Source organism: Streptomyces sp. ISL-10, assembly GCF_018614575.1.
GTDB lineage: Bacteria > Actinomycetota > Actinomycetes > Streptomycetales > Streptomycetaceae > Streptomyces.
In genome coordinates, this window is the sequence record NZ_JAGGOJ010000032.1 from 107,171 (window position 1) to 127,306 (window position 20,136).

At 68.5% G+C, this 20,136-nt stretch carries 18 protein-coding genes and 3 pseudogenes; 8 read left to right on the forward strand and 13 right to left on the reverse strand.

All coding sequences use genetic code 11. The features are described 5' to 3' along the window. The first annotated feature begins 95 nt into the window (after positions 1-95). Entirely contained in the window at positions 96-1,172 is a 1,077-nt protein-coding gene (locus J7E88_RS29735; protein WP_215186519.1) for a selina-4(15),7(11)-diene synthase, read from the forward strand. A gap of 157 nt (positions 1,173-1,329) precedes the next feature. Here J7E88_RS29735 and J7E88_RS29740 read toward each other — a convergent pair whose 3' ends face one another. The 5 genes from J7E88_RS29740 to J7E88_RS29760 all read right to left on the reverse strand — a co-directional run bounded on the left by J7E88_RS29740 (position 1,330) and on the right by J7E88_RS29760 (position 5,304). Then, on the reverse strand, positions 1,330-1,866 hold the full coding sequence (locus J7E88_RS29740) for a helicase-associated domain-containing protein (protein ID WP_215186521.1): 537 nt from the start codon (positions 1,864-1,866) through the stop codon (positions 1,330-1,332). Then, positions 1,863-2,276 carry a hypothetical protein gene (locus tag J7E88_RS29745; protein ID WP_215186523.1) on the reverse strand — a complete coding sequence of 138 codons (414 nt, stop codon included), beginning with the start codon at positions 2,274-2,276 and terminating at the stop codon, positions 1,863-1,865. Before J7E88_RS29745 ends, J7E88_RS29740 begins: the two co-directional genes overlap by 4 nt. A 323-nt stretch (positions 2,277-2,599) precedes the next feature. Beyond that, positions 2,600-3,742, reverse strand: coding sequence for a PP2C family protein-serine/threonine phosphatase (locus J7E88_RS29750; protein ID WP_215186525.1), 1,143 nt, complete (start codon positions 3,740-3,742; stop codon positions 2,600-2,602). Between the two features lie 159 nt (positions 3,743-3,901). After that, a complete protein-coding gene (locus J7E88_RS36445; RefSeq protein WP_251023405.1) occupies positions 3,902-4,435 on the reverse strand; it encodes a hypothetical protein in 534 nt (177 codons plus the stop codon). Positions 4,436-4,635: 200 nt separating this feature from the next. Then, positions 4,636-5,304, reverse strand: a complete 669-nt coding sequence (locus J7E88_RS29760; RefSeq protein ID WP_215186527.1) for a TetR/AcrR family transcriptional regulator — start codon at positions 5,302-5,304, stop codon at positions 4,636-4,638. A 58-nt stretch (positions 5,305-5,362) separates the two neighbouring features. On the opposite strand from J7E88_RS29760, the gene J7E88_RS29765 reads away from it, so the two are divergent. From J7E88_RS29765 to J7E88_RS29780, 4 genes and pseudogenes are all read left to right on the forward strand, one after another. Beyond that, the gene (locus J7E88_RS29765) at positions 5,363-6,811 is read left to right on the forward strand and encodes an MFS transporter (RefSeq protein ID WP_215186529.1); all 1,449 of its coding nucleotides are present in this window, start codon (positions 5,363-5,365) and stop codon (positions 6,809-6,811) included. Further along, positions 6,811-7,206, forward strand: coding sequence for a cupin (locus J7E88_RS29770; RefSeq protein ID WP_215186593.1), 396 nt, complete (start codon positions 6,811-6,813; stop codon positions 7,204-7,206). The genes J7E88_RS29765 and J7E88_RS29770 overlap by 1 nt, the downstream gene beginning before the upstream one ends. A gap of 580 nt (positions 7,207-7,786) precedes the next feature. Continuing rightward, the gene (locus tag J7E88_RS29775; RefSeq protein ID WP_215186531.1) at positions 7,787-7,984 is read left to right on the forward strand and encodes a hypothetical protein; all 198 of its coding nucleotides are present in this window, start codon (positions 7,787-7,789) and stop codon (positions 7,982-7,984) included. 330 nt (positions 7,985-8,314) lie between these two features. Beyond that, positions 8,315-8,468, forward strand: a pseudogene (locus J7E88_RS29780) (IS5/IS1182 family transposase); the annotation flags it as partial. Between the two features lie 85 nt (positions 8,469-8,553). On the opposite strand, the gene J7E88_RS36450 reads toward J7E88_RS29780, so the two are convergent. After that, the gene (locus J7E88_RS36450) at positions 8,554-8,946 is read right to left on the reverse strand and encodes a hypothetical protein (RefSeq protein ID WP_251023406.1); all 393 of its coding nucleotides are present in this window, start codon (positions 8,944-8,946) and stop codon (positions 8,554-8,556) included. 32 nt (positions 8,947-8,978) lie between these two features. Then, positions 8,979-11,411 (reverse strand): SpoIIE family protein phosphatase, encoded by a 2,433-nt coding sequence (locus J7E88_RS29790; RefSeq protein ID WP_308307654.1) that lies wholly within the window; start codon positions 11,409-11,411, stop codon positions 8,979-8,981. Positions 11,412-11,571: 160 nt separating this feature from the next. Here J7E88_RS29790 and J7E88_RS36455 point away from each other — a divergent pair. Next, positions 11,572-11,989 (forward strand): annotated as a pseudogene (locus J7E88_RS36455) (amidinotransferase); the annotation flags it as partial. A 202-nt stretch (positions 11,990-12,191) separates the two neighbouring features. Here the strand turns inward: J7E88_RS36455 and J7E88_RS29795 are convergent. Further along, entirely contained in the window at positions 12,192-12,917 is a 726-nt protein-coding gene (locus J7E88_RS29795) for a GAP family protein (RefSeq protein ID WP_308307655.1), read from the reverse strand. A gap of 390 nt (positions 12,918-13,307) precedes the next feature. Here J7E88_RS29795 and J7E88_RS29800 point away from each other — a divergent pair, with 390 nt between their 5' ends. After that, on the forward strand, positions 13,308-13,892 hold the full coding sequence (locus J7E88_RS29800) for a DUF6245 family protein (protein ID WP_215186533.1): 585 nt from the start codon (positions 13,308-13,310) through the stop codon (positions 13,890-13,892). Positions 13,893-14,472: 580 nt separating this feature from the next. On the opposite strand, the gene J7E88_RS29805 is transcribed toward J7E88_RS29800, so the two are convergent. The 4 genes and pseudogenes from J7E88_RS29805 to J7E88_RS29820 form a co-directional block, all read right to left on the reverse strand. Beyond that, on the reverse strand, positions 14,473-15,090 hold the full coding sequence (locus J7E88_RS29805; RefSeq protein ID WP_374196342.1) for a recombinase family protein: 618 nt from the start codon (positions 15,088-15,090) through the stop codon (positions 14,473-14,475). Between the two features lie 245 nt (positions 15,091-15,335). Next, complete coding sequence (locus tag J7E88_RS29810) at positions 15,336-15,659, reverse strand: GNAT family N-acetyltransferase (RefSeq protein WP_215186537.1); 324 nt, start codon at positions 15,657-15,659, stop codon at positions 15,336-15,338. After that, positions 15,656-16,093, reverse strand: a complete 438-nt coding sequence (locus J7E88_RS29815) for a hypothetical protein (RefSeq protein WP_215186539.1) — start codon at positions 16,091-16,093, stop codon at positions 15,656-15,658. The genes J7E88_RS29810 and J7E88_RS29815 overlap by 4 nt, the downstream gene beginning before the upstream one ends. A 99-nt stretch (positions 16,094-16,192) precedes the next feature. Then, positions 16,193-16,627: pseudogene (locus J7E88_RS29820) on the reverse strand (single-stranded DNA-binding protein); the annotation flags it as partial. Between the two features lie 139 nt (positions 16,628-16,766). On the opposite strand from J7E88_RS29820, the gene J7E88_RS29825 reads away from it, so the two are divergent. Continuing rightward, positions 16,767-16,982, forward strand: coding sequence for a helix-turn-helix domain-containing protein (locus tag J7E88_RS29825; RefSeq protein ID WP_215186543.1), 216 nt, complete (start codon positions 16,767-16,769; stop codon positions 16,980-16,982). 131 nt (positions 16,983-17,113) lie between these two features. On the opposite strand, the gene J7E88_RS29830 is transcribed toward J7E88_RS29825, so the two are convergent. Then, positions 17,114-20,044, reverse strand: coding sequence for a Tn3 family transposase (locus J7E88_RS29830; RefSeq protein ID WP_215186544.1), 2,931 nt, complete (start codon positions 20,042-20,044; stop codon positions 17,114-17,116). Positions 20,045-20,136 lie beyond the last annotated feature (92 nt).

The window sequence follows — 20,136 nt, forward strand, 5'->3', positions numbered from 1 at the left end:
TAGCATGCGCTATTCGACTACTTAACGTGAGATTCCGGCCATGATTCGTGTGCACGCGCCGTGCTCGCGTACCGATGAGCTGAAAGGGCAGCACGGTGACTTCACCCCTGGCGATTCCGCCGACGTACGCACCCATCCCGTCCGCCATCCATCTGAGCCACGCCGCCATCGACGCACGGACCGCAGCCTGGGCCGATCAGTTCAACCTCGGGTCGCAGGAATGGCGCAGCCGGCTCGTCACCCAGGACATCGGCGTCTTCGCCTCGCGGATCCTTCCCGAGGGCCAGGAGGAAGTTGTCGCCCTGCTCTCAGACTTCGTCATATGGCTGTTCGCCGTGGACGACGGCTACTGCGAGGAAGGCGACCTGGGCGACAAGCCCTACGAACTGGCGGCAGTGCTCCACCGCCTGCTGCGCATAGCGCAGAACCCCCAGGCGCCCATGCTGACCAACGATCCACTGGCTGAAGGCCTGCGCGACCTGACACTGCGGGTGTCGCGCTGGGGGACCGCCCTGCAGGTCGAACGGTGGGTGGACACCCTGCGCGAATACTTCTTCGCCGTGGTCTGGGAGGCGGAGCAGCGCGCCGCGAACCGGGTGCCCACGTTGAACGACTACGCGCTGATGCGCCTCTACGACGGCGCGACCTCCGTCGTGCAGCCGTTCCTGGAGATGGGCCAAGGATTCGAGCTCCAGTCGCACGAGCGGGACAGCAAGGCGCTGCGGGCCGCCGCCGAGATGACCTCGTTCATCACGACGTGGGACAACGACATCTACTCCCACCACAAGGAGAGCCGGGGGACGGGCTATTACCTGAACGTCGTCCGCGTGCTGATGCACGAGTACGACCTGAGCCCAGAGGCGGCCCTCACCATGGCCGTCGCCCAGCGCGACCGCGTCATGTGCCTGTTCCTGAGCCTGCGCGCGAAGTTGGAGGACCAGGGAAGCCCGCAGATGCGGCAGTACCTGCGTGGTCTCTCCTCCTTCATCCGGGCCACCCAGGACTGGAGCATCAGTTCCCTGCGCTACACCACGCCCGACGACCCGGCCCTGCTCCCCAGCGCGTTCACCGACAGGCCGACCGACGACAGCACCGACCCGCTGGACATCGCGTCAATCTCCTGGTGGTGGGATCTGGTGCCCGCCTCCCGAACGGACCCCCTGCGCGGATAGGCCCCAGGCCACCGGACAGCCCTCCCCTTGCGATCCACCGCGGCGCCCGGCAGCACCACTGCCGGGCGCCGCTCGGCCGGGCGACCTCGCGCGGTGCATGGCTCCCGGGACGCCCCTGATGGTCGGGGACTCCGGCAGGAGCCCCGGACCACTCCGGTTACCGGCGGGGTGGACGCATGGGCGAATCCAGTTGCCGGGTGTCACGGGCGAGGACCCGCTCGGTGGAGGAGAGCCGGGTCACTGCCTTGTCGACTGGAGCTGAGAGCAGCGCCTCGGCCACGTGGTCGACGTCGGGGACATCCGCCGCTGGCTCGGCAGACCGAGGCGCAGGCAGGAGTGGGTGGCGGCGGTCAGTGGGGCGCTGGAGACGGATCGCACCATCGTCCTGTTCGTGGACGGGAGCGTAGCCGGCGTCACGAAGCGCGGTGATCACGGCGTCGCTCGGGAAGGGGCTCGTCAGCACGGTGGGGGCGAGCATCCGAAGGCGGAGTGAGACGAGCTGGGGGGACGCGGCGATCTCGCCGATCAGGGTGGCATCTGCGGTGTGCAGGACGCTGGCCGGGGTGGTGAGGCGGAGTCGGCCGTGCGCGTCGGCGGCGTGCTGGACGAGGACCGTCAAACGCTCGGGAAGTTTCGGGTCCTCGGCCATGTCCTGCAGGGCGTGGATGATCTCGTCGGATGTGGCCGGTATCAAAGGCGCGACGCAGTGAAGCCGAGGTGATGTGCCAGCTTTAGGAGGGCAGCCAGCCGAGGCGAGGGCATGCCGTCGACCACCGCGGTCACGTCCGGGCCGGTGGTGAAACGCACCGCCTCACACAACGGCGGAAGCAGCCGCTGCGCGCAGGCGACGAGTTCGGTCTCCTGGACGGCCGGGTCCATATCGACGTGCCGCAGAGGTGGGGACAGCGGGCTGAGCGCGCCCCTCGCCAGTACACCGAGCAGCTCGGCTTCATGAACCAGCGGCGCGAGCGCTGCCGTCTCGTGGTCGCGATCGCGTTCCCTCAGGTACGAGTGCTTCTCCGTGCAGGCGCAGAACAGGGCGCGGGGGCGGTGCCAGGCGAGCAGGTCGGCGAAGCCGACCGACCGGGTCGTCCGTCGTGTCAACGGCCTGCTGCGGGCCGAGCGCGGCCGCGCTGTCCAGGAGGGCAGTGCGCGTCGCCAGACAGCCGTCGCACTCGACCCGGGAGGCAGCAGGTCGCAGGAGCCCGGGTCCCGGTCGCCGACCGCGCCACCCGCTCCTGCTTCCACGCGGTGACCAGCGGCTCGATCAACGCCCCATGCTCGTCGGACAAGTCGGTTGCGTACGCCATCCGTTCCATGCCCCGCGATCCCATCATGTACACGCCATGACGGAGCGTGGAACCATCCCATCACCCACGAACGGGCGACACCACATCATCAGGAACGGGACTTGACGCCCTCTCAGATCACAGGCCCGGGGCTTTGTTGTTGTCCGACCCAGGTCGGATTGGGGCACGGGTATTCGGCCGCAATGCGAGGGCCGCGATGTCGTCGTCGAGCCGTCCGCCGCTGTACTGGAGCAGGTCGCGGTGAAGCCGGTCGAGCAGCTCGCGGGGCGACATCAGGCCCTGCTGCCCCATCCACTCCGGGAGTGGAAAGAACTCGCCCGCGCGGTCCCGGGTCTCCGTCACGCCATCGGTGTAGAGAAGCAACTGGTCGCCCGGGGCAAAGGCGACGGTGTCGACGCAGTAGGTGTCTCCGATGAGCGTCGCGAGGTTGAGGGGCGGCGAGGGGATGGAAGGCTCCAGGACGCGGGTCTCCCCGTGGTGCACGAGCAGTGGCGGAGGGTGCCCGCAGTTGATGAGTCTGACGTGGCCACCGCCACGCGGGACCTCCGCGATGAGAGCCGTAGCGAAGCGCTCCGGCAGGTCCGGGCCAGGGAACGCGGCGATGTGGCGGGTGATGCTCGTTTCCAAGCGCCGGGTGATGCTCCTCAGGTCAGGCTCGTCATACGCGGCCTCCCTGAAGGAGCTGATCACCGCCGATGCCGCTCCCACCGCCGACAGACCCTTGCCGCGCACATCACCGATGAGCAGCCGGACCCCGTACGGGGTGTCGGCCGCCTCATAGAAGTCGCCGCCGATCCGGGCCTCCTCTTGGGCCGCCAGGTACAGCGACTCGATCTCGATGTCATTGATGCGAGCCGGCAGGGGGCGCAGCAGCACCTTCTGGGCCGCATCGGCGACGAGCCGGATATGGAAGAGCGTCTCCTCCCGCTGGAGACGGTGATGGCTTGTGTAGGCGGCGGCCAAGGTGACCGCGACGATCGCAGCCCCCGTGTATGGCGTCCCCAGGTCGGTGTAGAAGAAGCTGAGGCTGATCATGATCAGCAGGCAGAATGCCCCCAGCAGGATCGTGGGGAGTACAGGCCACATCGCGGCGGCGAGGGCAGGCGCGGCGGGCAGGAGACGGCTGAAAGCGATCTCCCTCGGTGTGGAGAACGCCAGGCCGGCGATGAGGACCGTAAGGATCACGGGCGACAGCAGTGCAGCTTCCCACCTGCCGCCGTAGGGAAAGCGGCGGCGCCGTAGCCGACCAAGCGTGATCACGAAGCCATGATATCGGGATATAAAGGTTGGGATCGGTCCCGCTTGCCAGCCCGTTCGGCGATTTCCAAAATCCCCGGGAGCTATGCCCGGCTGTCCTCAGTGTCAAGGCGTACACCTGCTTGTCGTCGCAGCCGACGTACAGCATCCCGTCAACCACTGTCAGAGTGACGGGCGCAGCTGACGCCATCCGTACCACGCGGTCAGCGGCGCGTTGTCGACGTCCGCCGGTTTCCTGGGTGGGGCGCTGACCTGGTCGGGGAATGTGTTGTTCAGGCTCCGTAACCCTGGTCCAACTCCGCTCTCACCGCTGGGTGCAACGGAACTGCTCGGCGATGCCCTCGGTGCGGACGGCGGTCTGGTCATGCATCCCTCCGGGACGGATGGCCCGGCGCGGCCCTGGTCGTCGCTGATCGCGGTGGTCTTGATGGTGTTCTGCTTGCGCTTGCCGGAGACGAAGGCCCGTCTGGCGGGGCAGTGCGCCTTGGAGTGACGGACCTGGGTCTCGGTGCCGTCGATTCGCAGCGTGACATTCTCGGCCGCGGCGTAGGCGAACACGCCCTCCAGGGCGTGGCCGGGGCATGTCAGGTTTAGAGTCCACTCGCGCAGATCATGCACGACCTCGCCGAGAACGAGGTTCTGACGGTCGGTCGACTGCTGGTCGGTCGACACCCGCTTATAGACCAGGTTCGCCATGCCGCTCCCCGTTGTGGTGGTCGCATTCGACCCTAGCCGTCAGCAAACCCCGTCATCAGCCGCCATCGGATCTCATTGGATCGAGGCCCCGGAAAGTCTGGGTTCATTGGACGCCCGTTGGTCCTGTCGTCATTCGTTCGTTTGCCGACACTGGAGAGCCGTGGTGTCAGACGGCCAGGCGCATCGTCGGCGGCGAGTCGTCAGCGGCTGACGAGAAGGCCGTCCACCAGGGCCCGGAGCCCGTCCTGGTAGGTGTCCTCAGCGGTCAGCGGTGCCCAGCGATCCGCGGCCTGTGCCAAGCGGGGTAGCTCGCTCGGGTCGAGATCGGCGAAGACTTGCTCCCGGTAGGTCGCACGGTCATCGTCTGCGCGCCGTCGGGCAGCTGTAGTCCTGACCACGATCTCTCCGGCGGTGTAGTACCAGATCGCGCGGTAGCCATGCACGGCCCGGTCGGGGGAGAGGCCGCATTCGACCAGGCCGTCGACGATCTGCTCGACGAACCACAGCGCGGATGTGGACATCAAGTCGTCGGCGGTCAGCACCTCCACGATCCAGGGACAGGCGGCGAGTGCCTCGTGGATTGCGGTGGTGGCGACGATGATCCGCTCGCGGGGGTGGGCGGGCAGTTCGGGTCGGCGCAGTGTCCGCGCGGCGTAGTCGTCCAGCAGCAGTACGAGCAGTTCTTCCTTGTCGCGGACGTGGTGGTAGAGAGCCATGGGCGTACTGCCAACTTCCGTGGCCAGCCGCCGCATGGTCAGCCGGTCCACTCCTCCCTCAGTCACGATCCGGCGGGCTGTCTCGATGATCTCCTCGCGAGAGATACGGGGAGGTCGGCCCAGGGTCTTGCGCGGTGCGGACGGGTGCGGCATGCCCCCATCATCTCCCAGGTGTCGACAACGGCCACCTCCTGACGCTAACTTTTCGTACATGTATAAAAACACCCGAGAGAGGCCAGGCGTGGTGCTGGCGGCAGCCGCCGTCGCCCAGTTCGTCGTCGCTCTGGATATGTCCGTGGTCAACGTCGCGTTGCCCGCGATCCGCACCGACCTGGGATTCGCGCCGCTCGACTTGTCGTGGGTCGTGCACGTGTACGCGCTCACGTTCGGCGGGTTCCTGCTGCTGGGGGGACGCGCTTGCGACCTGTACGGCCGGCGTCGGATGTTCGTGCTGGGGCTGACCGTCTTCGGGCTGTGCTCGCTGGCGGGCGGACTCGCTCAGGCACCTTGGCAACTGATCGCCGCCCGCGCAGGGCAGGGCCTGGGCGCCGCCGCAGTTGCGCCGGCCGCGCTGGCGATGCTCACCACTACCTTCACCGAAGGCCCCGAGCGCGTGCGCGCACTTGGGGTGTGGAGCGCTGTGAACGCTGCGGGCGGCGCGCTGGGCGTGCTGGCAGGTGGGCTGCTGACCGAATACGCGGGCTGGCGCTGGGTCATGCTGATCAACCTGCCCATCGTCGTGGCGGCTCTCGCGCTCATCCCCGCAGGGGTGCCCGCCGGAACATCACCTGCCCGGCGCGAGAGGCTGGACGGGCTGGGCGCCGTCCTGGCGACAGGCGGAGTCGGGCTGCTGGTGCTCGGTGTCGTCCGCACCGACACCCTGGGCTGGGGCTCCCCGGTCACGTGGGCGACCCTTGCCGTCGCGGCCGTGCTGCTGGGCATGTTCGTCTTCGCCGAGTCAAGGGTCGCCGCACCGCTGCTGCGCCTCGGCCTGCTGCACAGCCGTTGGGTCGCTGGCGCGAACGTGCTGGTCTTCCTGGCTGCGGCAGGGCAGTTCACGGCGTTCTACTTCGTGTCTCTGTATATGCAGCAGGTCCTGGGCATGGGTGCCGCAGCGACCGGAACTGCATTTCTGCCCTTCTCTCTGGGCCTGGTTGCGGGAACCATCGTCGCGACCCGCATCACCGCGGCACGCACCCCCCGTGTGTCCCTGGTGCCTGGCGCCCTGCTGGCCGCCGCGGGCCTGGCCTGGTTCGCGCTCATCAGCCCCGACGGCAGCTTCCTTACCGACGTGCTCGGTCCGTCCCTCGTCACCAGCGTCGGCGCCGGACTGGTCCTGGCCCCGGTCGCCGCCGCCGCGACCAGCGGCGTCGCCCCGCATGAGGCCGGCATGGCCTCCGGCCTCATGAACAGTTCCCGTCAACTCGGAGGTGCCATTGGCCTGGCGGCCTTGGCCACTATCTCCGCGCACCACACCGGCACGACCACCGACCCCGCCGCGCTCAACGACGGCTACGCCCTGGGCCTGGCCATCGCCGCCGCCATTTTCGTGCTCGCGGCGGTCGTGGCCATCGGAGTGCTGCCGCGCCGCCGGACCGTCACACTTCGCCCGCAATCCACCGCTCTCGCAGACGATCAGCTGGAAGGAACACCGTCATGATGACGACCACCACCGTCGACCTGTTCGCCTCGGCGCTGCATTTCCAGCCCGACGGCGATGTCCGAGCCGTCGAACGGCAGATGACAAGCAGCGGCTCCGGCGTCTGGCAGATCGCCACGTTCCACGTCGAGACCGACGCCGACGTACACGCCGACCACTGGGAGATGCACCCGGAAGCCGAGGAAGCGGTGTGCTGCCTGACCGGCGGTGTCCGCCTCTACTTCCGTCCCGAGAGGCCCGGCGGCGCCGAGGACATGGTGCAGTTGCAGTCAGGCACCGCCATGATCGTCCCTCGCGGTCGCTGGCACCGGCTGGAGTTGGAGGCCCCCAGCGACCTGATGTCGATCACCCTTCGCAACGGCACCCGCCTCGAAAAGCGCACCGATACCCACTGAGCGGAAGTGGCCGGCAAAAGGGCCGCTGGGCCACCACGAACCCCGCCCGAGGACTTGGCGGCGCCTTGCCCGCCAGCACAAGGTGTTCATCGCGCTTGCCGGGGACATCGCGCACCCGACCGGACCCCACAAGGTGACGATCGTCCGGGGCGGCACCGTTGTTCACGCGTTCACGGTGTCAGCTGAGCCCTCAGCCCGTTCCATCACCCTGGAGCAGGGGCCGGTTCGCCCCTCGGCGGTGCGCGGCTGGGGCACGGGCCGGGCGGTCAGGTCCAGGTCAAGGCGTCTGTTCATGTCTAGCTCGAACCGGTCGTAAGGGTTCACGTGCGTCCAGAACAGAGGTGACAGTGTCGGCCGGTCCGCGTCGGTCAGGGGGTCGGCCACCGCTGTCGGCCGCCGTCCTCCGGCACGCTGACGGAACCGGGCAGCCTGCAGGTCTGGGCACAGAAGTCCGTACGCGGTGGTGCACGACGAAGTCGTACGCGACTGGGGATGTTCGCCCCGTACTTCCCTCGAGGAGGGGGAAGTACGGGGAAGACGTGCTCAGGTGGCGATGGAGGGTTCGGTGCGGGTGCGGTGGATGAAGTCGCGGACGGCCGGCTCGCGGCGCCAGGGGGCGAGGGCGGCGTTGAACTCGCGGACGGACGTAGTCCTTGGCCCGGGAGGACTGGACGCGGGCGAGGATGTCGACGGACCGGTTGCCCAGTTCGAGGCCCTGGTCGAGGTCGCGGGCCTGGAGGTGGGCGATCCCCACGATCGCGAGCCGCATTCCGACTGAGCGGGTGAACACCCCCGAACGAGGCCGTCGATATGGCCCAGGGCGCCTTCGAACGAGCCAAGGGCCAGGCCGCCCCGCGTGTCCTGGCGTTCACCAAGCTCATCGAGGCCCGTGCTCACGCCCGCGAGAACAACGCCAGGGCCGCCTCACGCGCTCTGGCCGCGTCCGAAGACCTCATCATCCAGGCCGACCAGAGCAGCGGCGACGAGCCGGCCTGGATCGACTTCTATCACCATGCCCGCCCCTCCGCGGATGCCGCCGAGGCCTTCCGCGACCTGAAGAACCCCAAAGCATCGCTCGCCTGGAACCAGCGGGCCGCCGCCACGCGCCAACCGGTCCCAGACGAAAATCCGTGCCCTGGTGGAGCAAGCCGTCGCCACTCTCAAGTCCTGGCGGCTCCTGCGCAAGCTCCGCCATCTCGACCGCCCGCCTCACGAGCCTCGTCCAAGCTGTCCTCACCCTGCATCTGGCCAGCTCAAACTGAGAATGGAAAGAGCTCAGTGTCTGCTTTTCCCTGACGGGAGCGAGGACCTGGGCGCGCTACGTCCGCCGGTGGAGTCGATGCTCGCTCAGCTTGCGGAGCCGCCTCGTGTGCGGACGACTCGGTCGCATAGTTCATTGCGCCGTAATGACGGTTGACGCGCCGGGTTGGCCTTGGGCTTCTTCTGCGCCTTCAGCCTCTCTAAATGTGCCGCCTGCTCTTCCGGCTTCCTGTTCCCGACTCGGCGCAGGAGCTCCGCCGGCTCCTCCCCTGAGACCAGCTTTTCCTTCAGCTCGAGTGGGACGACGATCCGTGCGGCGACGTCGACGAGCAGCGCGGGGATCCGCGGTTCGGCGTCGCGGAGTTCACCCCGTTGCGCTGGTGCGAGCAACCTCGGGTGCTGCTGTGTGTGGAGGCGGTGTGCGCCGAGGTCCGCCGCCTGCTGACTTGGGTCAATCGCAACCGCGCTCTGCTCGGGCACGTGAAGTCCTCGATGCCAGCTGACCTGGACGGTCAGGTGAGCGTGCCGGTCAGCGGTTGTTCGGTCCACACGGTCTTTCCCTCTCGGGTGTAGCGGGTGCCCCAGCGCTCGGCCATCTGGGCTACCAGGAAGAGGCCGCGCCCGCCCTCGTCGGTGGTGCGGGCCCGGCGTAGGTGCGGTGATGTGTGGCTGGCGTCGGTGACCTCGCACACCAGGCACCGTTCACGGATAAGTCGCAGGGTCGCGGGACCGCTGGCGTACCGGTAGGCGTTGGTGATCAGTTCGCTGACGATCAACTCTGTGGTGAACGTCAAGTGCTCCAGCCCCCAGTCGGTGAGCTTGGCGGAGGTCAATGCGCGGGCGCGGGCGGCACTGGCGGGCTCCAGCGGCAGATCCCAGGAGGCGACGTCGTCCGGTGGCAGCGCGCGGGTGCGGGCGATCAGCAAGGCGATGTCGTCGGTGGGGCGCGTCGGCACGAGCGCGTCGACAACCGTCTGGCACGTCCGTTCCAGCGCGTCCGCAGGGCGGGTGAGCGCTGCGCACAGCCGGGTCAGGCCCACGTCGGCATCGATGTGGCGTTCGCCGATGATTCCGTTGGTGTACAGGCAGAGCAGGCTTCCCTCAGCCAGTTCGATCTCCCGGGCCTCGAACGGCAGGCCGCCCAGGCCGAGCGGTGGGCCGGCGGGCAGGTCGAGTACGGCCACCTGCCCGTCCGGGGCAGTCACCACCGGTGGCGGGTGCCCGGCGCGCGCCGCGGAGCAGCGTTGGGCGACCGGGTCATACACGGCGTACAGGCAGGTAGCGCCGACGACTTGCTCGCCCACGGGCCGTTCGCCGACCGCCTCCTGTTCGGCTGCCAGCAAGTTGACCAGGTCGTCCAGGCGGGAGAGGACCTCGTCCGGTTCCAGGTCGAGGCTGGCGAGTGTGTGCACAGCGGTGCGCAGCCGACCCATGGTGGCCGCGGCGTGGACGCCGCGGCCCACGACGTCGCCGACGACGAGGGCGACCCTGGCCCCCGACAGGGGAATGACATCGAACCAGTCACCGCCCAGGCCCGGGGCCCCGCTCGCGGGCAGGTACCGCAAAGCCACCTCGACGGCCGACTGGTGCGGAACCGCCCTGGGCAGCAGGCTGCTTTGCAGGGTGAACGCGGTCTGCTGCTGCTGGGTGAAGCGCCGGGCGTTGTCGATGGAGACGGCGGCGCGCGAGGCGAGTTCGAGGGCCAGTGTGAGATCGTCCGCCTCGAACGGATCCGGGCGGCGTGAGCGCCACAGAGTCATCACGCCCAGCACCAGGCCCCGTGCGGCAAGCGGCACCACCATCAGCGAGTGGACGCCCAGGTTGGGAGCGTGGGCAGGCCGGCGGGGTTCCATTGAGAACCAGTCCGGCGGCAGAACCGGTTCGAGGAGGGGCCGCCCGTCGGCCAGGCACCTGGCCTGGGGTGTGTCTGGTGCGAACTCGACCGGCTCGCCCTGCGGGTGCGGCGGGACGGGTTCTTGGGCACCGACGCTGCAGATGCCCACCCGTACCACTGGCCCTGCCAGTGCCTGCGCCGGTTCCTCACCGCGCGTCACCGGCTGCAACAGGTCCACCGACGCATGGTCGGCGAGGTGCGGGACGATCACTTCAGCGAGTTCCCGTGCGGTCTCGCCCACGTCAAGGGTGGTTCCGATACGCGTGCTGGCTTGGCTGAGGAGGGCGAGGCGATGCTGGGCCCGCTGGCGTTCGGTGATGTCCTGGATCATTTCGGCCACGCCCAGGACCCGGCCGGAGGGATCCTCCATCCGGAAGGATGAGACCAAGGCGACCCGCTCTCGCGCCGGGTCCCGCTCCAGGCGAGCGTACTGCTCGGAGTAGACCATTGATCTTCCGGTCTCCATCACCTGGCGCACACGGTCCACGGAGGTCCGTGCGTCATCGGGGAGGAGCAAAGCGCCGGTGGGCATGCCTCGAAAGTCTGCGGCCGGGACGCCGGTGAACCGTTCGATCGCCCGGTTGACCCGCTGGATCCTCATCTCGGGGTCGTGGACGACCAGGCCGATCGGGCACTGGTGGTACAACCCGTCGAGTACCGCGCGGTCCCTCTGCCACTCCAGGACGTCGGTGGCGAGCGCTCCGGCAAGAAGCCACTCACGGACCCGGTCATCGCGGGAGATCTCATGGACGCTCAGCCCCAGCTCCACGCGCTGTCCGCCGCGGTGTCGTACCGCGAGTACCCCGAACCAGCCGCCGGCCCTCCTGCACCTGGCCGCGGCGTCCTTGGCGGCTGGCAGATCGCGGGGATCCACCAGGGCGTCGGATGCTGGACGACCGATCACGGCTGTGCCCGGGTGGCCGAGCAGTTCCTGGGACCGGCGGCTCCAGCCGACCACTGTTCCTCGGTCGTCGAGCACCGCCAGGACGGCGAGGTGCGCGGCGAACGGATCGTTATGGCTCTCGAAGAAGTCCGTCACCGGCTTGTCCACCGCTGGACACCCCCTCGTACGCGTTTGCCGTTGTTCTTGCCGTCTTCGTCCACGGCCGGTGCAGGATGACCTGCTGATGCCATGTCAGGCCATTGAATCCGTTCGGGATCCAGAGACCTCGCCGGCCGGGCGGCACGGCGTGGCGGCGGACTGCCGTTGTATGGCAGCGCCAGGCCATGGACGAGTTCCGCACGCTCCGCCCAGATCGACCCCACAGGGAAACGCAGACCGCTCAGCCCGCCCCGCGCGTGCGCAATCCGTTTGGCCGCCCGCGACCGACAGGCCCGTACATCCGGTCGTGGCCTGCAACATCCCACGATGTGCAGCGCGGTTGCAGGGGCTTGCCGCCGGCTTCACGTATCCACGCATGCTGATCGAGTCGGCGCAGCATGAGTTCGATCAGTTCACCACTCCTACAGGCCCTCGGCATCGCCGTCACGCGACCAAGACGCGGTCGACCACAGGCAACGCTTTGGCACCCCCAACTGGTCGCGCGGCTTTCCAGCACCTGCCCGTGTGACAGCATGCTCGTGATCGGCGACGAGATCATCGAGACGCCGATGGCACGGCCGTGGCCGGTGTTTCGAGACGGGCTCTGTCGCTGATCCGCCGCCTGGCGCGAACCCGACACCTTCGTTCGCCGACGCCGACGGCACCGAACTCCGCAGGGTCGGGGCCGTGAGGCGCGTTTGGCGCAGGATTCGAGGCCGCCCGCTGCCACTACTACGGCACAACTGCCGCCTCGGCGCCGTCTGGGGCAGATCGTCAAACGGCGGCTCATCAGCTGAGGATGACTGCGATGAAGATCATGCAGGCAGCGATGTTGACCAGCCAACTGTGGGAGTTCACCCACTGCCGCAGCCGAGGCATCATCCGCTGAGCGCGCTTGCCGAACAGCAGATAGAGCAGGAGCGGCAGCGCCGCGATCAGGATGGTGGCCCCGATGAAGGGCAGCGCCGCACCCAGGCCCACATCGTGCTGCTCCATGTGTGCGCCGACGGTCAGCATGACCGCAATGTCGGACGGCATCAGCAGAATCACGACCAGAGCGATCCAGAAAGCCCTGCTCGGACCGACGTCCATCAGCGTTCCGAGCCATTTCGGCGGCTCGGCCGTCTCGCGCTTCACGTATGTCTTCACCGCGGCGATCAGCAGCAGGCCGACCAGTACGAACTGGACGATGGTTTCCACCGATCCCTTGTCGGATGGCATGCTCGCCGAGCCCGCGTGGCCCAGGAGAGCGAAGATGCCCCGCGTGACTGCGACCCCCGCCGTCGTGGCGACCGCCACGCCGAGAAGGTACGCCAGGGACACGCGCACCGCTCGCGGGGTGGTTACGAAAATGATGAAAGGCCGTGGGTTCGAGTTTTCCGAAGGGGGCTCGTAGCCGAACTCGCGGGTGGTGCGCCCAGAACGGTACTGGGGCGGGCTCGGGTTCGTCTCGGCCCGCCGAACCGGGGGCCAGACCTCGACCTCGTACGAGTGACAGACAGCTGCGGCCGACACCGGGCCGGTGGGACACTGCGCCGGTGTTGGTTGGTTCTGTCAGTAGTTGGTGACGTCAGTTGTTCGTGAAAGCTGACGGCACCAGGTGATGGCCCAGAAAGATGTTCGCGAATTCTGCCGTCACCATCGGGGTTGCGGTGTCAAGCTGGATGTGCTCAGTAAAGGAGCACCCCCGATGCTGCCTGGCCAGTCGAAGGTCGAGTTGTACGCCGCGCTGCGGCGCGACTCCCGCGATGGCATGTCGAACCGGGCGTTGCAGTGCAAGTAGGGCTGCCTTTAAGGAAGCTGTCACCAGGGGCAAGGTAGCGCTCGGTGATGCTCTGGGTTACGTCACCGAGGGCGTTGCCACTTCTCCGGACGCGGGATGAGCGGCGTCGATAGCCTTCCCGGGTGAGCGAACAGCAGAAGCACCGGGACGAGACTCCGGCCACGGTAGAGCAGATCGCAGCGGCGATGTCCGCGCTGGGGATGTACCACGGGGAGAACACTCCCAAGGAACACGCGGAGGAGGCCGCCCGGCTCGGCGGCCCGGACGCCTACCGGGTGCGGATGGTCAACGCGCTGCTCGGGGTGGTGCAGACCGAGGCGGCGCTGGCCGATGGCGTGAAGCTGGACGACGACGCTCATCACGCCGCGTGGGAACAGCAGCTCACCGCCGCCGGGGCCGGACTGGACGAGGACCCGGCCAAGCGGGTCGAGTTCATCCGGTGGCAGGTGCTGCGGGCCGGGACACCGCTGCGGCTGATGGCGCAGAACCGGGAGGTCGGGCCGATCCCGCTGGCCGCCGCGCATGCCGCCACGGGCCTGCACACGCTGCTCGGGGTGATCGCCGCCAGCCAGGGCGCGGTCGCCACCGGCGACGTCGCCACCCTGGCCGCCCAGGTCGAGCAGCTCCAGGCCGCCCGCGAGGCGCTGGAGACGGCGATCGGGAACACCGATCTGCTGCTGGACATGCTCAAGTCGGTCGGTCTGTAGGAGTTGTTGATGACGCAGGCGCCTACCCCGGGTGATGTGCAGCAGGTCCGCGAGCGGCAGCTGAACGAGGCCGCGGCGAAGAAGGCCCTCAAGGCCCATCGGCGCGAGGAGAACGAGCGCAACCGGGCGGCCCAAGCTCGCGCGCCAGGCCCGGCTGGCTCTGCCGCCCGAGGAGCGGCTGGCCGCGACGGCCGCGAGCATCGACGCGAAGTGGGTCATGCCGAAGGCGCAGGTCGACGCCGAGGAGGTCAAGGCCGCGCAGCGGGCCGCGATGACCAGGGTCGAAGTGGTCGAGGTCGTACGTGAGATCACCGTCGAGGTTCCGGCGCCGCCACTGCCCGCCGGGTCGTACACCGAGTGCGAAGTGTGCGTCGGGCGCGGGATGCGCGACCGCTACGGGCAGGTGTCGGCCGCCACCGAGCGCCTGGTCCTCAACGACGCGGCGGGGATTGAGGTTGCCACGATCGAGACGTGTCCGACGCATGTGCCGTATGTGCAGGCCACCGCGCGCCGCCGTGGCTTCACCACGGCGAGCGGGTGGCGGCCCGTTGCCTGCTTGGGCGGTATTCCGGCTGACCGGTCAGTCCGAGGGTGCGGCAGGGCCGGGCAGCGCGGTCGCGGGCTCGGCCTCGGCGAGGGCCGCGCGACCGCCTTTGAGTTCGGGCACGTACTTGTAGATGGTATTGCGGGAGACGCCCAGGAGCTTCGCGATGGAGGCGACGGTGTTGTCCGGCTCGGACAGCAGTTGGCGGGCGTGGCGGATCTGCTCGGAGGTCATGGCCGGGGGCCGGCCGAGGCGGGCGCCGCGGGCGCGGGCGGCGTCCAGGCCCTCGTTGGTGCCCTGGACGATGAGTTCGCGGATGAACTCGGCGAGCGCGGCGAAGACGTGGAAGACGAGCCGCCCGCCCGGTGTGGTCGTGTCCAGGTTCTCGTGCAGCGAGGTGAAGCCGATGCCGCGCTTGCGCAGTCCGGCGACGAGGGCGATGAGGTCCTGGATGGAACGCCCGAGCCGGTCGAGGGCGGGCACCACGAGGGTGTCGCCCTCGCGGACGTAGTCGAGAGCCTTCCAGAGCTCTTCGCGTTCGGCGTTCTTGCCGGACTTCTTGTCGGCGTAGATGCGGTGGCACCCGGCGGCTTCGAGTGCGAGGAGCTGGCGGTCGAGGAGCTGTCCCTTGGTCGAGACCCTCGCATATCCGATCAACTTCCCATTCGGGATGGACGGGACGGGGGCGAGGAGGTCCGGTTCGTCGTCGAGTGGCAGCGGCACGGGTGGAAGTGTACGCAAAACGGGGGTGGTCAAGTTGTGGGACACCAAGACTTTCTGACACCGTTTTACGGACACGATCTCGGTATCGGGGCAACCACTTCCCGTGATCGTTGATCTTGCTCATCTATCGACCGATAGATGAGCAAGATCAACAAAGGTGGTCCGGTGGGCCCCGCTCAGCGCCCGGCCAGAAGATCGCCCCACGGCAGCGACTTCGGGTCGCGGTGGCGGACGAACATGCGCTCGCTGTCGTCGCTGCCGGTCTGCACCGCCGGGCCAAGGTGGTGCATCTCGATCTTCGCGCCGACCCCGAGCACGTCGAAGCCGTGGGAGCGGTAGAAGTCCTCCAGGTGGGGCGAGCCGACGTCGAAGGAGCCGTACAGGGTCACGAAGCCGAGCTGGTCGTAGACCTGCATGGCCCGACGCAGCAGGGCACTGCCCCAGCCCTGCCCGCGCGCCGTCTCGTCGACGGCGAGCCCCCGGATCTTGCCCGCGGTCACGGCGAGCGGATCGCCACCACATCCGGGATGCCCATGGTGCGCATCCGCACGATCGTTGACGCCGGCGGCAACACCTCGCACGCCCCGACGATCTGGCCGCCGCTGTCCTCGGCCACCAGGACCAGGGAGCACGGCACCAGTTGCTGGGCCAGGTCCTGGCCCTTGAGGGATTCCAGATAGTGCTCGTGGAACACCTGGACATCGGTGTTCAGTCCGTCCAGCAGCACGGTGCCCAGCGTGTTGTCGTCGATCGCCGCCCGCGCGAGCTCGTCCAGCTCGACCCCGGCGGCGGGCAGCAGCTCGTTCGCCCTGGCCCATTCCCCGGGGCGGATGCGCCGGATCGTCCCGCCCTGTTCGGGCCAGCCGTCGATGACGAGCTGCGCGGGGATACGCCGTACGCGGGGCTGAGCCCGCTTCTTGAGCCTCTTCGCCATCCGGCCACGCTATCCACCGGCTGGTCAGCCAGAGGGCTGAATACGGGAGTTGAGTAACGGCCCGGGTCAGAAGGGGTGAGTTTCGGACGGTGCAGGTTCCCCGGGTCGCCCGGTGTTCGCGGCCGGACTCGGCGCAGGGCCCGGCCCGGCCTGTCCAGCACCGCCGGGGCGGTAGGTCTTGGTGACCTTGGCAGTCGCGTACGTGAGGGAGGCGGCGATCTCCTCGGCGTCGATCTCGACGACGGTGCGGCGGATGCCTTCCTTGTCGTCGAAGGTGCGCTGCTTGAGGCGGCCGGTGACGATGACCCGGGCGCCCTTGACCAGGGACTGGGCGGCGTTCTCGGCGGCCTGGCGCCAGATCGAGCAGCGCAGGAACAGCGGCTCGCCGTCGACGAATTCGTTGCGCTCGCGGTCGAAGACCCTGGGGGTGGACGCGATCGTGAACCCAGCGACAGGGATACCTGAGTTGGTGTGCCGCAGTTCCGGGTCGGCGGTCAGGTTGCCCACCACCGTCACCAGCGTCTCGCCCGCCATCGCTGCCGCCTTTACCGTCGCCTTGCAGGTCAACCTCACCGTACCGGTGGCCACTGACACGGTTCGGCCCAACCGGTAGCCGCCGCCCGCCCCGGGCACGATCATGGCCGTATCTGCTGTCCTTTCGGAGGGGAATCCCATGGCCAGGAAGAAGCCGGCCCGCAAGCTGATGGCGGGCCCGGACCGCGACAAGGTCGCCGCCGACCTCAAGGCCCAGTACGAGAGCGGGGCCTCCATCCGCTCGATCGCCGAGGCCACCAGCCGCTCCTACGGCGGCGTGCACCGCCTTCTCGCCGATGCCGGGGTGAGGTTCCGTTCCCGCGGCGGCGAGCTGCGCAAGAAGGCGGGCGCCTGACCCACGGGCCTACTCCGTGCTGTCGTCGCTGTCCTCGTCGGCTTCGGCATTGGCGGCGGCCGGCCCGGGCGTGGTGGTGTCGGAGAGGCTGAGGCGGCTGGACATGTTCAGCTTCACCTCGCCATACGGCGTCATGTGGGTGGTGAACAGGGGTTGAGGCCGCGGCGGTCCTCGGGGGTGAGGACGTCGGCCCACTCCGGCTCGGCCAGAGCGTCTTGGATCATGAGGGTATTAATGTAGACAAGCGCGGCTTGCAGGACATGCAGGGAGCCGATAGCCAGCTCGTGCTGGTCACGGTGGTTGCTGGAGAGCTCGCCGCTCTTGCCGAAGAAGATGACGTCGTTGACGTCGTTCCAGCCCTCGACGACGTTGAGCCCGGAGTTGATCTCCCGCTGGAGCTCGCGGTCACGGAGATATTGGCACATAAAGATCGTTTTCTGTGCGCGGCCGAGTTCGAGCATGGCCTGGTAGACGGGGTGGGAGGCGTTGCGGGTGAAGCGGCGCAGGATGGCCTCGGTGGAGGCGGTGCCGACCCGGATGGCGGTCGCGTAGCGCACGAGCATGTCGTAGTTCTGCTCGATGAGGTCCCACTTGATGGGGCGGGTCATCGCCGGGGCGAGCCCGGAATAGGGGTCCGTGCCGTTGGTGGGGCCGGGGCGGTAGAGCTTGGCCTTGTTGATCTGCTTGATGCGGGGCAGTAGCTGGTAGCCCAGGAGCTTGGTCACCCCGAAGCCGATTTCCGACTGGCCATGGGAGTCCACGTAGTTCCCGGCGACGTTCATGGCGGTGCCGTGGCGCATGACGCCCTCGATGGCGGCGGCGACCTCGGAGGCCGAGCAGGTCAGGATCTTGGAGTGAATAACCATGCGGCCCTTCTCGATGTTCCAGTACACCAGAACACCCTGTGACCTGCGATAACGCGAATGCCATTCGGTGAAGATGTTGCGGTCCCAGGCCGCGAAGTGGGTGGAGTCGCTGGCCACGGTGGTGGTGCCCTGGCCCCAGATCGTTTCCTGGCGGGCGGCGAAGGTGGCGTTCGCGATGGCCACCGCCATCGCCTTCAGCCCGGTGGGGGTGAGGTAGCGCCGTGCGGTGTAGCGGATGTCCTCCTCGGTGTGCGGGTGGTCTCCCGAGGCGACCGCGCGCAGCCCGGAGTTGGTGCCGTAGCCGTAGGTGCACAGCAGCAGGCGCTCGGCCAGGACGGCCGGGTCGAGCCCGGAGCGGGTGCCCACCCCGGTCAGCTCGGTGAGCACGCCGGTGCGCAGGACGGCTTCCTTGAGGAACTCGATCAGCGGCGTGGTGCCCCAGCGCCCTTCGATGTACTTCTTCAGGCGGCGCAGGTTCTTCGGTTCGGGCACCGGCTCCAGCGGGGTGAGCTTGATGGCGCCGCCCAGGTGCTTCTCGGAGATCTCCAGCCAGGGCAGCTTGGGCAGCGCGGTGTGGAGCTTGTCGAGTTCCTCGCGCATCTCGCACCGTACGGCCTCGGTGTACTCCAGGGCCTGGTGCGGGAGGTCGAGCTTGGCGTAGTTCTCGTCGCGCTTGGCGTCGAAGTCCTGGGGGAGGTCTTCGTCGGGGTTGCGCCAGCGGTCGGCGCCGGTGACCCAGATCTCCTTGCAGCGCAGGCAGTCACGCAGGGCCTGTAGCACGCAGCACTCGTACACCAGCCGCACGATGCGCGTCTTGCCCTTGGGGTCGGTGTCCTGCGCGAACTCGCGCCACTCGGCCTTGACGACCTTCTCCAGGCGCACGTGGGTGCCGGGCGGGTAGTAGGTGGTCTTGGCGTCCGCGTGGGCCAGGATCAGCTCCAGGCCGTCCAGGACGGGGCGGTGGTCGTTGTTGTTGGAGCGGAAGTCCAGGACCCGCAGGAGCTTGATCAGCCCGGTGCGGTAGTGGCCGGTGTAGGAGGCTTTGAAGACGCGCTGCTTGTCGCGGGCGTAGCCGCCGCGCTTGGACTTGTACCCGTGCAGCGGGTCGGCGATCCCCGAGGTGCCGCCGAACACGGGGTAGATGGCGTCCTCGACCAACTCGCGCGGGGCTTCCAGGGAGACCTCGGCGATCCGGTTGAGCAGGGCGCCCTTGTTGCGGATCTCCTTGTAGCGCTTGGCGAACTCCTCGGTGAGCTTCTTCTCGGCCCGTGCGTTGATCTTGTGGACGATGGAGTTCAGCAGGTCCACGAGGGTGTCGGTGAGCTCGCGCTCGCGCTGGTGGACCAGGGCGGCCAGCAGCACCAGGCGGACCGGCCGGGGGTGGTCGCGCAGGTGGCTGGGGGACTCGACCGCAGCGCGGGCCCGCCACCCGCTCACCACCTTGGGGTGGATGCCGGCGAACAAGCCGGAGGGCAGACCGATGGCGCGGACCGCCTTCAGCTTGGCGATCTCGCTGATCATGGTGGCCAGGCTGGCGTTTCCGGGGCTGGCCTTGATCTCGGACAGCACATCGACGTCGGGCTCCTGGGCCTCTTCCCCAGCGTCGGCGGGCTTGGCCGCCTCGTTCGGGTCCTCGTCGTCGGCCGGGGCGAGGAGGGCTTCGAGGGCGGCGGCGGGCTCTGCTTGGAGGCGGGCGGCCGCGGTGGAGATGAGGCGTTCGTCGGCCTGGCGGATGCCGGAGTCGACGACCCGGGCGACCCGCTCCGCGGTCGGCGGCTCGATGCGCTCGGTGCGGCAGTGGGCCAGCAGCTGGGTGCGTACCTGCTCGGTGCGGCGTTCTTCCTGCGCGATGTGGACCGCGAGCCAGGCGGCGAGGGCCTTCTGGTCGGCGACGGTACAGATCCGGAAGCCGGTGGCCTTGCGGATCTCCTTGCGGTGGGCCTTGGCGGTGCGACCGGTGAAGTCGTAGAAGCCGATGTCCCCGGCCGGGGCCTTCGCCTGCCGGGCCAGATGATCGACCGCGTCGTCGGGCAGCTCGAACCGACCGCGAGGGAAACGGCCCTTGAACAGCAGGAACTTGAGCATCGCGGTGAAACCCAACCGGGTCGCCCCGGTCTTGTTCCGCAACAAGGCCAGCTCGCCTGGGTCCAGGGTGAAGTGTTCGACGACCCCGTCCAGCCCCAGATCCCGACCCACGCGGGCGCCCCCTGTGCTCATCCGCCCGTATCTCGCCGGGCCATTGCCGTGCATTCACTCGTTCAGCCCAACGAGTCGGCCCGGCGGCGGAA

Coding starts and splice junctions, on each gene's coding strand:
- J7E88_RS36445 (WP_251023405.1), bottom strand. CDS start 4,435: ATGGCGAACCTGGTCTATAAGCGGGTGTCGACCGACCAGCAGTCGACC.
- J7E88_RS29760 (WP_215186527.1), bottom strand. CDS start 5,304: ATGCCGCACCCGTCCGCACCGCGCAAGACCCTGGGCCGACCTCCCCGT.
- J7E88_RS29765 (WP_215186529.1), top strand. CDS start 5,363: ATGTATAAAAACACCCGAGAGAGGCCAGGCGTGGTGCTGGCGGCAGCC.
- J7E88_RS29770 (WP_215186593.1), top strand. CDS start 6,811: ATGACGACCACCACCGTCGACCTGTTCGCCTCGGCGCTGCATTTCCAG.
- J7E88_RS29775 (WP_215186531.1), top strand. CDS start 7,787: ATGAAGTCGCGGACGGCCGGCTCGCGGCGCCAGGGGGCGAGGGCGGCG.
- J7E88_RS29815 (WP_215186539.1), bottom strand. CDS start 16,093: ATGGCGAAGAGGCTCAAGAAGCGGGCTCAGCCCCGCGTACGGCGTATC.
- J7E88_RS29825 (WP_215186543.1), top strand. CDS start 16,767: ATGGCCAGGAAGAAGCCGGCCCGCAAGCTGATGGCGGGCCCGGACCGC.